Below are 12,828 nucleotides of genomic sequence, written 5' to 3' on the forward strand. Positions count from 1 at the left end.
GGTGGACGTATGACTTCAGTTTCCCGCACCGCGGCCGATCACTCTTCCGACCCCGGCTTCAGCACCAAGGGCGCATACGTCACCGGCGGTGAAGAATTCACCCGGGACACCAACTACATCGAGGACCGGATCACCAGGGATGGCGCGCCGGGCCGGAACGGGGAGCCGGGCTGGCCGGTGGAAGCCGGACGGTACCGCCTGATCGCGGCCCGTGCCTGCCCGTGGGCGAACCGGACAGTCATCGTCCGCAGGCTGCTCGGGCTGGAGGATGCCATCTCCCTGGGACAGCCCGGTCCCACGCATGACGCGCGGTCATGGACCTTTGACCTGGACCCGGGCGGCGTTGATCCAGTCCTCGGGATTGAGCGGATCCAGGACGCCTATTTCAAGAGGTTCCCGGAGTACCCCCGTGGAATTACGGTGCCGGCCGTCGTTGACATACGCTCAGGCGGCGTGGTCACCAACAACTTCCCGCAGATAACGCTGGACTTCTCCACCGAGTGGACGGCGTTCCACCGGCCCGGAGCCCCGGAGCTCTACCCCGCCCACCTCAGGACCGAGATCGACGAGGTCAACAAGCGGGTGTTTACTGAGGTGAACAACGGCGTCTACCGCTGCGGTTTTGCGGGCTCGCAGGACGCCTACGACGCCGCGTACGTGCGCCTGTGGACCGCCTTGGACTGGCTGGAGGAACGCCTTGCCGGCCAGCGGTACCTGGTGGGCGACACCATCACCGAAGCGGACGTGCGGCTGTTCACCACACTGGTCCGTTTCGACGCCGTCTACCACGGCCACTTCAAGTGCAACCGGCAGAAACTCAGCGAGATGCCGGCTCTGTGGGCCTACTCACGGGATCTGTTCCAGACACCAGGATTCGGCGACACAATCGATTTCGTGCAGATCAAGCAGCACTATTACATCGTCCACGAGGACATCAACCCCACCGGAATCGTCCCGCAGGGGCCGGACCTGGCAGGATGGCTGACAGCCCACGGCCGCGAGGCCCTTGGCGGCCGCCCGTTCGGTGCCGGCACGGCTCCCGGTCCCGTCCGCCGCGGCGAGGAAGTTGCCGCGGGACACGGTGCACGCTGACCGGAAGTGATCCTGGCGCGCCGCTAGGGTTGTCCCATGCAACTTTCGTCAGGCTTTGCCGCGCCCGAATACCAAGCCGTCCGGGACCTGTTTGATTCGTTCCTCCGCGATGACCCGCAGTACAGCGCGCAGCTTGCCGCCTACCGTTCAGGCACGAAAGTGCTCGACCTCAGCGGCGGGCCGCGCCTGGCAGCGGACTCGATCACGGGCACCTACTCCTGCTCGAAGGGTGCGGGTGCGTTCGTCATCGCCCTCCTGGTCCAGGACGGACTGCTGGACCTTGACCGCACGGTGGCGCACTACTGGCCCGAATTCGCCGCCCACGGAAAGGACACCATCACAGTCCGCGAGGCGCTCTCCCACAGGGCCGGGCTGCTTGGGGTGGAAGGAGGATTCGCGCTCAGTGAATTCACGACGGCGGATGCGGCCGGAAAGCTGGCGGCATCGCCGCCGCTGTGGCGGCCGGGCTCCACGTTCGGATACCACGCCCTGACCATAGGCATCATCATGGAGGAACTCTGCCGCCGCGTCGCCGGCAGTACCCTCCAGGAGCTGTACGCTTCACGCATCCGGCTGCCGTTCGGCGTCGACTTTTTCCTTGGGCTCCCGGCGGAGCAGGAGCCCCGTTACCGGGACGTGCTGTACACCCTCGATCCCGGCCAGCCGTGGCTGGATCCCCTGGGAATTGAAGGCCTCAACGGGAATGCGGCGGTGAGCATGGTGATGGAACTGCCCAACCAGAGAGTCATTCGCGAACACGGCATGAGCAGTGCCGGAGGGGTGGGATCGGCTGAGGGCCTGGCGCGGCTATACGCCGCCGCCACCACAGGCGTCGAGGGCCGTCCGGCCTTCCTGTCACCGGAAACCATCAGGACCATGTCCGAGGAACAGGTCTGGGGGCTGGACCGTGCGTCCGGGCTCGACAATGCCTTTGCTGTTGTCTTTATGAAGCCGCACCCCAGCCGCAACTTCGGCAGCCACCGCGCGTTCGGCCACGAAGGTGCCAGTGCCGCGCTGGGCTTTGCGGACCCCGCCTACGACCTCGCCTTCGGCTACGTGCCTGGAACCCAGGAGGAAGGCAGGACCCCGGGCCGCGCACACCGGCTGGCCCACGCGGTCCGTCAGGCGGCCGCCTCCACCGATCGGGCCACGGCCCCAGTGCCTACCCGTGAGTAGGTTTATCCACTTGTAGCAGTCTCCGGACACCTTTATGGTGGGGCCAGATGGCTACTTCAAAACAGCAGGACGAGGCCACCCCTTCGCGGGTCGGCAATATACGGCAATCCCTGACGGACAGCGTTGCCGTTGCCTTGTCCAGTCCGCGGCTTCAGCTGGCCGCCAAGGCAGGCCTGGCAGCCGGCCTCGCCTTCCTCATTGCTCCGCTGATGCCCGGCGCCGCGGCCCAGTACCCGTATTACGCCCCGCTCGGCGCGCTGGTCGCCATGTACGAGAACGTGTCGGGTTCCATGAAGCAGGGCGTCCAGACGCTGGTGGGGCTCGCGATGGGCATCGGCCTGGCCTTCCTGCTGGTCAGCGTCAGCGATCCCTCGCCAATCACCGTGGCCATCTTTATGGGGCTCGGGGTCCTGTTGGCCGGGCTGCCCCGACTTGGGGCCGGCCGGGACTGGATTCCGACGGCGGCCCTGCTCGTCCTGTTGGTGGGCGGAAACAACCCGGACGACTTCTCCTTCGGCTACCTGGTTCAGATGGGAGTCGGAGTCGCCGTGGGTATCGCGGTCAACATGCTGGTTTTCCCGCCGCTGCACTTCAAAGCCGCAGCCCTCAGCCTCGCCGAACTCCGCTGGGCGCTCGCCAAGCAGCTGTCGGACATGGGCGAAGCGCTGAGGGAAAAATGGCCGCCCGAACACGCCGACTGGGCAGTGCGTTCGGAGGAGCTCGCCCAATCCGCCCGGGCCGTCAGGGCCGCCGTCCAGAAGGCCGATGCAAGCCGGCAGGTCAATCCACGGCGCCGGCTCCACCCGCACGATCTGGACCGTGACTACAAAAACGTCCGGGGCCTTGAGAGCGTGACCTTCCACATTCAGGACATGACCGAAGTGCTGTCCGATGTCATCTGGGACAAGGACGTGCCCTTCGTCATCCCGCTGCCCTACAGCGAGCCGCTGGCCGATGCACTGGCCGCGGTCAGCGAGGTCCTGCGGTCCATGGAAGACGAGCATCCGGAAAAGCAAAACGAGCTGATTGAGGCAGCCAAAACGGCCGTGGACGCACTGGCACAGCGGATGGCATCCGATGACGTCAACCCGGATGCCCCCAGCGCCGCCGAATCAATCGTGTTGAATCTCCACCGGATCCTCCGGGTGGTCGCGGCCGGGCAGTCCTGAGCTATAGCGCACTTACGCTGCCCGTGAAATGCCTGCGGCCGGACCGCGGATTCCATGCGGCGTAGCCGGAGCGCAGCCAGGCCCCCGAAGGGGAATTGACCGAACTGATGTCCAGTGCGACGCGTGCCGGCAGGAACACCGGCGCTTCAAACGCCACATCCCAGCGGAAGGACTCCCCCTTCACGGCGCCCACGTCGGCAAGTGCCCGCGAGGCCAGGTACATGCCGTGCGCTATGGAACGCCGTAGACCCAGGGCTTTGGCCGAGAGCACGCTCAGGTGGATGGGGTTGAAGTCGCCGGACACGGCCGCGTAGGCCCTTCCCGTGTCAACCCCCAACTGCCACAGCGCCGTGGGATCCGGCGCTGAGAACGTCGCAGGTTCAGCCGGTGCTGAGGGCTTGTCGATGCCGGGGAGGAAGACGCCCTTGGCCAAGTATGTGGAAGTTCCCTTCCAAAGGACCGTGGATTCACCGGCTCGCCGGACCACCGCGACGATATCAACCTGCGTGCCGGCACGGTGGCCGCCCAGGTTCTCTGCCCAAGACGTGATGTCCAGGGCTTCAGTGAACAGGATGGCTCCGTGCTGCTCCACTCTGTTGGCCAAGTGCACCATTCCCAGCAGCGGCAGCGGAAAATCGTCGCGGTTCATGACGCTCATGGATACCGGAAACGCCAGGGCGTGAATGAATCCGGCAGGCAGAATGTCGCTTGCCGTCTCGCCCACCAGATGCTGGTAGGCGGTGAGGTTTCCTACCTCGGCCGTCACCCCCCTCACTTCATGCCCGCAGGGTGGAAGCGTGATCCCCGCGTCAGTGCCCAGCACCCGGCGCCGTGCGGCGGTGGCCGCGGCATTCACATAGAGCTTGGATAACGACGGCATGTCCCCGAGGATCACGGGCTGGGCACCGGTCATGCGCCCACCAGGTTCTGTCCGCACACCCGCAGCACGTCGCCGGTAATGCCGCCGGCGGCATCGCTCGCCAGGAAAGCGATCGCCTCTGCGACGTCTCCGGGCCGGCCGCCCTGCTGGAGGGAGTTCAGGCGCCGGGCAACTTCGCGGGTGGCAAACGGAATCCGGGCAGTCATTTCGGTTTCGATGAAGCCCGGAGCAACGGCATTGATGGATCCGTGGCGTTCCGCCAGGAGGGGTGCCGTGGCGCGCACCATGCCCATCACGCCGCCTTTCGACGCCGCGTAATTGGTTTGACCGCGGTTGCCTGCGATACCGCTGGTGGAGGCAACCGAAACAATCCGTGGAGAGTTGCGGAAATGCTCGGAGGCCAGCAGGGCATCATTGATGCGCAGCTGGGCGGCGATGTTGACGGCAAGGACGGAATTCCAGCGGTCCGGATCCATGTTGGCCAGCAACTTGTCCCGGGTAATGCCTGCGTTGTGCACAACAATGTCCAGGCGCCCGTGCCTGCCCACGGCGTGGTCGATGATCCGCTGCCCGGCGTCCTCCCGGGTGATGTCGAGCTGCAGTGCCGTGCCGCGGACCTCGTTGGCCACGGCGGCCAGGTGGTCGCCGGCGGCAGGAATGTCAACAACCACCAGGGTAGCGCCGTCCCGGTGGAGCGTGCGTGCAATTGCCGCGCCGATGCCGCGGGCGGCACCGGTCACGACTGCGACCTTTCCGGCCAGCGGCTTGTCCGGATCGGCCGGCAGCGTCCCCTCCCCGGAGGCGACGGTCAGGAACTGGCCGTCGACGAAAGCCGACCGGCCGGAGAGGAAGAACCGCAGTGCTCCCAGGGCGCTGGGACTGGTGGTGGTTACCCCGTCCGCAAGGACGATGCCGTTTGCCGTGGCGCCGGCGCGCAACTCCTTGGCCAGGGATCGCAGTAGCCCGTCCACACCCTGGCGTGCTGCGGCAGACGCCGGACCCGGCGCACCAGCCGCAGTCCGGGACACCGTCACGACCCGGGCGCTGGGTGACAAATCCCGGATGGACGCCGCTGCGGCGAGGACCGGCCGTTCCAGATCCTCCGGGCGGGACAGTTCGTCCAGAACCAGGATGATGGCGCCCAGCTTTTCCCGGGGCACCGCATGCCGGCGGACGTCGAGGTCCCAGGACAAAAGGGCGGCCGCCAGTTCGTCGGCGCCGTCACTTGAGCCCTGGACCAGGATCGGACCGGGGACCAGGGGCTGTCCCGGCTGGTGACGCCGGAGCACTACCGGCTGCGGCAGGCCCAACTTCCTGGCAACATCCTTGCCGATTCCATGGCTTACGAATTGGGTGTATTTGTCCGTCACGCCGGCCTCCTTAGAATCCTTCAAGAATGGCGACGACGCCCTGGCCGCCGGCAGCGCAGATGGAAATCAGGCCGCGGGCCGGACGTCCGTCCACCCGGCCCTTGTCGTGGAGCATCTTCGCCAGGGAGGCCACGATCCGGCCGCCGGTCGCAGCGAACGGGTGCCCCGCTGCCAGTGACGAACCGTTGACGTTCAGGGTGGACCGGTCAATGCTGCCCAGCGCCCCGTCCTGGCCCAGGCGAGTGCGCCCGAATTCCTCGTCTTCCCAGGCGGCCAGGGTGCTGAGGACGGTGCCGGCAAACGCTTCGTGGATCTCGAAGAAGTCGATGTCATCGAGCGTCAGGCCGTTGCGGGCCAGGAGGCGCGGCACTGCGAATGCCGGCGCCATCAACAAACCGTCCTTGCCGTGGACGAAGTCGACGGCGGCCGCCTCGCCGTCGACCACCGTGGCGAGTTTGGGCAGTTCGTGGGCGTCCGCCCATTCCTCCGAGGCAAGCAGCACGGTGGACGCTCCGTCGGTGAGCGGCGTGGAGTTGCCCGCTGTCATGGTTGCCTCGGCTCCGAGGTTCTTGCCGAAGACGGGCTTGAGTGTCGCCAGCTTTTCCAAGGTGGTGTCAGCGCGGAGGTTCGAGTCCCGGGTCAGGCCGCGATAGGGCGTGAGCAGATCGTCGAAAAAGCCTGCATCGTAGGCGGCGGCGAGGTTGCGGTGGCTGTTGTACGCCAACTGGTCCTGGGCTTCCCGCGTGATCTTCCACTGTGCGGTGGTGAGCGCCTGGTGCTCACCCATGGAGAGTCCGGTCCGGGGCTCCCCCGTGTTGGGTGCGTCGGGTGCCAGGTCCTTGGGACGCAGGCGGCTCAGGACCTGAATCCGCTGGGGCAGTGTTTTGGCCCTGTTGAGGTCCAGCAGCACCTCGCGCAGGCCCTCGCTCACGGCAATCGGCGCATCGGACGCGGAATCGACGCCACCGGCAATCGCCGAATCAATCTGTCCAAGCTTGATCTTGTTGGCCAGGCCCAGGACCGTTTCGAGTCCTGTGGCACATGCCTGCTGGAGGTCGTAGGCGGGAGTTTCCGCGGAGAGTGCCGAGCCCAGAACTGCCTCCCGGGTGAGGTTGAAGTCGCGGGAGTGCTTAAGCACTGCGCCGGCGGCAACCTCGCCGATCCGCTCGTCCTGAAGGCCGAAACGGGCAATCAGGCCGTCCAGGGCTGCCGTCAGCATGTCCTGGTTTGAAGACTTGGTGTAGGCGCCGCCGGTCCGCGCGAACGGAATCCGGTTTCCGCCGACCACCACAGCTTTGCGCAACGAGCCCCGTCCATGTGTGGCCGCTTGGCTGGTGGATGATTCCTCTGGTCCGGTGGCGGACTGTCCGGTAAAGGACATGTGCTGTCTCCTTTTGCTGAACTCTGATTACCGATACCCAGCGTACCTGATACGCTGAGTATCGTGAACATTCCCCCCGTTGATCCTCCCGAGCCCCGGGACGGCAACTCCCCCGGCGGTATTTCCGCAAGCGGCACGGCCGTCGACGGACGCGCTGCCCGCTGGCAGTCGCACCGTGAGGAGCGACGGCGCGAACTGATCAAATCGGCTCGAAAGGCGGTCCATGCCCTGGGGAGCGACGCTTCCATGGAGGACATCGCGGCCGCAGCAGGCACGTCAAAGTCCGTGTTCTACCGCTATTTCGGCGACAAGGCCGGGCTGCAGCAAGCAGTGGGCGAGGTAGTGCTCAGCCAGATGCAGCGCCGTATCCAGGAAGCCGCGCAAAGTGCGCAAACGCCGCGGGAAGGGCTTCTGGCCATGGTCTCCGCGTACCTTCAAATGGCCGAAACCAGCCCCCACGTCTACACCTTCGTTACCACCTACTCTGCGGGCGAGCCGGGAACGACCACCGGAGGAATGGCCGCCGCCGGCGCCCTTGGCCACTTCTTCGAAGAAGTCCGCGACATGATCGCCCGGCCCATGCGGGAACACCTCGGCGCAGGCAAAGAAGCCGTGATCGGGTATTGGCCCACGGCGGCGATCGGTCTCGTCCGGAACGCCGGGGAGCAGTGGCTTGCCACGCCGGAATCAACGAACAAACCCGACCAGGAAACAATGGCCCGCCAGATCACGGCCTGGCTGTGCGTCGGGATAGCCCCGGAACTCGAAGTCCTGGATCCACTCAATCCGACCCCTAGTGAATTGTCAGAACCAAAGAAGGAATCGACATGACTGACGTAGTTGACCGCCCCGCCAGCCAGGCAAGCCGCCCCGCCGCCCGCGCACACCACCGCGCCGACGCGACGCCGTCCGTCGACGTCGCTGCGCTTGGTGAGCAGCTCCTGGGCAAGTGGGCCCGGATCCGCCTGCATTCGCGCGAGCTGGCAGGCCGCCCCGAACTGTACAAGACGGAGGGCCTGACCCATACGGAGCACCGGAAGCGCACATTCGGCCAGCTCAAGTACCTGGTGGACAACGGTGCCGTCCACCGCGCCTTTCCCGCGTCGCTGGGCGGTTCCGATGATCACGGCGGCAACATCGCCGGGTTCGAGGAACTCGTCACGGCCGATCCGTCGCTGCAAATCAAGGCTGGCGTCCAGTGGGGCCTGTTTGGTTCGGCTGTGATGCACCTGGGCACGGAGGAACACCATGCCAAGTGGCTGCCCGGCATCATGAATCTGGACATCCCCGGCTGCTTCGCGATGACGGAAACCGGGCACGGCTCAGATGTTGCCAGCATTGCCACCACGGCGACCTTTGATCCGGCCACGCAGGAATTCGTGATCAACACACCGTTCCGTGCCGCATGGAAGGACTACATCGGCAACGCCGCCATAGACGGACTTGGCGCCGTGGTGTTCGCCCAGCTGGTCACCGGCGGCGTCAACCACGGAGTCCACGCCTTCTACGTGGACCTGCGGGATCCGGAAACCAAGGAATTCCTGCCGGGCGTCGGCGGTGAGGACGACGGCGTCAAAGGCGGCCTGAACGGCATCGACAACGGCCGGCTGCATTTCAGCAACGTCCGCATCCCCCGGACCAACCTGCTCAACCGCTACGGCAACGTTGACACCGACGGCGCCTACACCTCTCCCATCGCCAGCCCCGGCCGCCGTTTCTTCACCATGCTGGGAACCCTGGTCCAGGGCCGGGTCTCGCTGGACGGTGCTGCGGTGGCTGCCAGCAAGATCGCCCTTAAGACCGCCATCCAGTACGCCACTGAACGCCGCCAGTTCAACGCTTCATCGCACACTGACGAGGAGGTGCTGCTCGACTACCAGCGCCACCAGCGGCGGCTGTTCACCCGTCTTGCCACGACTTACGCCGCAGGCTTTGCCCACGAGCAGTTGCTCCAGAAGTTCGACGACGTGTTCTCAGGCGCCCACGACACCGACGAGGACCGCCAGGACCTCGAGACCCTGGCCGCCGCGCTCAAACCGCTCAGCACCTGGCATGCCCTCGACACGCTCCAGGAATGCCGCGAGGCCTGCGGCGGCGCCGGGTTCCTGATTGAGAACCGCTTTGCATCCCTGCGCGCCGACCTGGACGTCTATGTCACTTTCGAAGGTGACAACACGGTGCTGCTCCAGCTGGTGGCCAAGCGGCTCCTGGCGGACTACGCCAAGGAATTCCGCAACGTCGACGTCGGGGTGTTGGCCCGCTACGTGGTGAGCCAGGCCGCCGGGACCGCGGTCCACCGGACGGGCCTTCGCCAGGTAGCCCAGTTCGTGGCCGACACGGGCTCCGTCCAGAAGGCTGCCATCGCGCTGCGGGACGAGGGCACCCAGCGGTTGCTGCTGACCGACCGGGTGCAGACGATGGTTGCCGAAGCGGGTGCCGCACTGAAGGGGACGAACAAACTGCCGCAGCAGAAGGCTGCCGAGGCGTTCAACCAGCACCAGCACGAACTCATCGAAGCGGCGCAGGCACATGCGGAACTACTGCAGTGGGAGGCCTTCACCGAGGCCCTGGCGAACGTGAAGGACCCGGGCACCAGGCGGGTGCTGACCTGGCTGCGGGACCTGTTCGGACTCTCGCTCATCGAGAAGAACCTGTCCTGGTACCTCATGAACGGGCGGCTGTCGATGCAGCGTGCGCGCACGGTGGGCGACTATATCAACCGGCTTCTGGTCAAGATCCGGCCGCACGCCGTGGATTTGGTGGATGCCTTCGGGTACGGACCGGAACATCTCCGGGCGGCGATTGCGACCGGCGCTGAGCAGATACGGCAGGACGAAGCACGGGCGTACTTCCGTACGCAGCGCGCCGACGGCAAGGCCCCCGTTGACGAGAAAGTCCTTCTTGCGAAGAAGGCGCGTGACTCCAAGCCTCCGCGCCGCTAGGTAAAACTCACGCCGGCAGGAAACCACGACGGCGCCGCCCCCTTAAGCGGGGGCGGCGCCGTCGTCGTTTAAGTCCTTTTGGGCAAGGACCGCGTTAGGCGAGGACCGAGCGGTACACCTCAAGGGTGGTTTGCGTGATGGAGTCCCAGGAGAAGTGCTCCTCCGCGCGGCGGCGGCCGGCCTGTCCCATGGCGCGGGCGCGCTCCGGATCGGACACCACCTCGGTCAAGGCGGCTGCGAATTCGTTGACGAACTTCTCCGGATCCAGCGGGGTTCCGGTGCCGTCGGTGACCTGCTCGAGATCCACCAGCAGTCCGGTTTCGCCGTGCCGGACAACCTCCGGGATCCCGCCGGTGGCGCTGGCCACCACGGCCGCACCGCAGGCCATGGCCTCCAGGTTCACGATGCCCAGCGGCTCGTAGATGGACGGGCAGGCAAAGGCGGTTGCGTGGCTGAGGACCTGGATCAGTTCGTTGCGGGGAAGCATCCGTTCAATAAGGACAACTCCGCTGCGCTGAGTCTGCAGCTCCTCGATCAGGCGGGCAGTTTCCGCGGCGAGCTCCGGAGTGTCCGCCGCGCCGAGGCACAGGACCAGCTGGACATCGGCCGGCAGCTTGGCTGCGGCACGCAGCAGGTACGGAACGCCCTTCTGGCGGGTGTTGCGGCCTACGAAAACTACGCTGGGCAGCGCCGGATCGATGCCCAGGGCGCGGATGGCGTCATCTGCCTCGTCACGCTGCCAGAGTTCGACGTCGATGCCGTTGTGCACCACGCGGACCTTGGCCGGGTCCACGTCCGGGTAGCTGCGCAGGATGTCCTGCCGCATCCCCTCGGACACGGCGATGATTGCAGCGGCGGCCTCGTAGGCGGTCTTTTCCACCCAGGAGGACAAGGCATAGCCGCCGCCAAGCTGTTCGGCTTTCCACGGCCGGAGCGGCTCCAGGCTATGCGCGCTCAACACATGCGGAATGCCGTGCAGCAGCGAGGCGAGGTGGCCCGCCATGTTGGCGTACCAGGTGTGCGAATGCACAAGGTCTGCCCCCGCGATGTCCGGCACGATGCGCAGATCGACCCCGAGCGTCTGGACGGCGGCGTTGGCGGCCCCCAGATCCTCCGGAACGGAGTAGGACGTCACCTTCGCCCCGTGATAGTCGGGATCCCGGGGCGCCCCGAAGGCCCGCACCTGCAAATCCACATGCTTGGCCAGCACACGGCTTAGTTCAGCCACATGGACCCCGGCGCCACCGTAAATCTCGGGCGGGAACTCTTTAGTCACAATGTCTATTCGCACGATACCCAAGGTAGTCCTTACGGCGTATCTGTTCTAGTGTGAAGGGGTCCGGGCGTGCCGGACTATTGGGGAAAGATACGAAGGCGTACAGGAGCGACCACCATGCCGTTGAATAAGAAAGTCCTGGCTATTGTCCTCGCAGGCGGCGAGGGCAACCGTCTGATGCCATTGACGGCGGACAGGGCCAAACCCGGCGTGCCTTTTGCCGGGAGCTACCGGCTGATTGACTTTGCACTTTCCAACCTCGTGAATTCCCGCTACTTGCAGATTGTGGTGTTGACGCAATACAAATCCCACAGCCTGGACCGGCACATTTCCGAAACGTGGCGAATGTCCACGCAGCTGGGAAACTACATTGCATCCGTCCCCGCGCAGCAGCGTGTGGGCAAGAGCTGGTTCCTTGGCAGCGCTAATGCCATTTACCAGTCCCTGAACCTGATCCATGACGCCAACCCCGACATTGTGGTCGTTGTTGGCGCGGACCACGTCTACCGCATGGACTTCGCGCAGATGGTGGAGCAGCACGTGGCCAGCGGCGCCAAGGCCACGGTGGCCGCCGTCCGCCAGCCCCTCAACATGGCCGACCAGTTCGGTGTCATCGAAGTGGACCAGAACGATCCCCAGAAGATTGCGGCCTTCGTGGAGAAGCCGTCCTCAACTCCGGGCCTGGCCGCCGATCCGACGCAGTTCCTGGCTTCCATGGGCAACTACGTGTTCGATGCCGATGCACTGGTGGACGCCCTGCACGTTGATGCCGAGCGCCTGGACACCAAGCACGACATGGGCGGCGACATCATTCCGTACTTCGTCAACAAGGGCGAAGCAGGCGTTTATGACTTCACGCTGAACGACATTCCGGGTTCCACCGAACGGGACCGCACTTACTGGCGCGACGTGGGCACCATCGATTCCTTCTATGATGCGCACATGGACCTTATTTCCCCGATGCCGGTTTTCAACCTGTACAACTCGGAATGGCCCATTTACACCCGGCAGAGCATTTCCCCGCCCGCAAAGTTCGTCCGCGGCAAGGGAAACACCGTGGGTACGGCACTCGATTCGATCGTGGCCAGCGGTGTGGTGATCTCCGGGGGCATCGTGGAGGGTTCAGTCCTGTCCAACGACGTTTACGTGGGAACGTCCAGCCGGGTGGTTGATTCGGTCCTGATGGACAAGGTGCAGATCGGCGAGGGCGCCGTGGTCAACCGCGCCATCATCGACAAAAACGTCAAGGTGCCTGCCGGTGCTGCGATCGGCCTGGACCCGGAGCGCGACCGCGCCCGCGGATTCAAAGTCACCGATTCGGGCATCACCGTGTTGTCCAAGGGCCAGGAAGTTCCTGAACCGGACGAGGCCGAACGCGCACTGTCAGCCGCCAACCTTCACCAGGTGCCCAACGCAGTGAAGGCGGCCACTGAAAACTACCCGGCCGCACGGGAATCCGTGACCCAACTGGGTGAAGCCCACGCAGCGACACTGGGTGTGAGTGTCGCCGACTAGGACCGGATCCCTGTCCCCCGAAACCTG

At 65.4% G+C, this 12,828-nt stretch carries 10 protein-coding genes; 6 read left to right on the forward strand and 4 right to left on the reverse strand.

The genetic code is table 11. The annotated features are described in order from the left end of the window. Window positions 1–9 precede the first annotated feature (9 nt). The 3 genes from AC6JAC_RS11425 to AC6JAC_RS11435 are packed head-to-tail and all read left to right on the forward strand — an operon-like array spanning window position 10 to window position 3,437. Window positions 10–1,092: a glutathione S-transferase family protein gene (locus tag AC6JAC_RS11425; protein ID WP_497964739.1), complete on the forward strand. Its 1,083-nt coding sequence runs from the start codon at window positions 10–12 to the stop codon at window positions 1,090–1,092. Between the two features lie 36 nt (window positions 1,093–1,128). Next, window positions 1,129–2,268, forward strand: coding sequence for a serine hydrolase domain-containing protein (locus AC6JAC_RS11430; protein ID WP_497964741.1), 1,140 nt, complete (start codon window positions 1,129–1,131; stop codon window positions 2,266–2,268). Between the two features lie 47 nt (window positions 2,269–2,315). Continuing rightward, window positions 2,316–3,437, forward strand: a complete 1,122-nt coding sequence (locus AC6JAC_RS11435; RefSeq protein WP_497964743.1) for an FUSC family protein — start codon at window positions 2,316–2,318, stop codon at window positions 3,435–3,437. A 1-nt stretch (window position 3,438) separates the two neighbouring features. On the opposite strand, the gene AC6JAC_RS11440 is transcribed toward AC6JAC_RS11435, so the two are convergent. The 3 genes from AC6JAC_RS11440 to AC6JAC_RS11450 are packed head-to-tail and all read right to left on the reverse strand — an operon-like array spanning window position 3,439 to window position 7,068. Further along, a complete protein-coding gene (locus AC6JAC_RS11440) occupies window positions 3,439–4,350 on the reverse strand; it encodes a MaoC family dehydratase (protein ID WP_454698643.1) in 912 nt (303 codons plus the stop codon). Next, window positions 4,347–5,687, reverse strand: a complete 1,341-nt coding sequence (locus AC6JAC_RS11445) for a 3-oxoacyl-ACP reductase (protein ID WP_454698642.1) — start codon at window positions 5,685–5,687, stop codon at window positions 4,347–4,349. Before AC6JAC_RS11445 ends, AC6JAC_RS11440 begins: the two co-directional genes overlap by 4 nt. A gap of 10 nt (window positions 5,688–5,697) precedes the next feature. Next, a complete protein-coding gene (locus tag AC6JAC_RS11450; protein ID WP_497964745.1) occupies window positions 5,698–7,068 on the reverse strand; it encodes an acetyl-CoA C-acetyltransferase in 1,371 nt (456 codons plus the stop codon). A 63-nt stretch (window positions 7,069–7,131) separates the two neighbouring features. Between AC6JAC_RS11450 and AC6JAC_RS11455 the strand changes: the two genes are divergently transcribed. Continuing rightward, window positions 7,132–7,899 (forward strand): TetR/AcrR family transcriptional regulator, encoded by a 768-nt coding sequence (locus tag AC6JAC_RS11455; RefSeq protein WP_081818776.1) that lies wholly within the window; start codon window positions 7,132–7,134, stop codon window positions 7,897–7,899. Then, window positions 7,896–10,010, forward strand: a complete 2,115-nt coding sequence (locus tag AC6JAC_RS11460; protein WP_497964748.1) for an acyl-CoA dehydrogenase family protein — start codon at window positions 7,896–7,898, stop codon at window positions 10,008–10,010. The genes AC6JAC_RS11455 and AC6JAC_RS11460 overlap by 4 nt, the downstream gene beginning before the upstream one ends. Window positions 10,011–10,104: 94 nt before the next feature. Here AC6JAC_RS11460 and glgA read toward each other — a convergent pair whose 3' ends face one another. Beyond that, window positions 10,105–11,301 (reverse strand): glycogen synthase, encoded by a 1,197-nt coding sequence (gene glgA / locus AC6JAC_RS11465; protein WP_028269249.1) that lies wholly within the window; start codon window positions 11,299–11,301, stop codon window positions 10,105–10,107. Window positions 11,302–11,403: 102 nt separating this feature from the next. On the opposite strand from glgA, the gene glgC reads away from it, so the two are divergent. Further along, window positions 11,404–12,801: a glucose-1-phosphate adenylyltransferase gene (glgC, locus tag AC6JAC_RS11470; protein ID WP_028269250.1), complete on the forward strand. Its 1,398-nt coding sequence runs from the start codon at window positions 11,404–11,406 to the stop codon at window positions 12,799–12,801. The last annotated feature ends 27 nt before the right edge of the window (window positions 12,802–12,828 follow it).

The organism is Arthrobacter sp. KUASC02 (genome assembly GCF_059739395.1).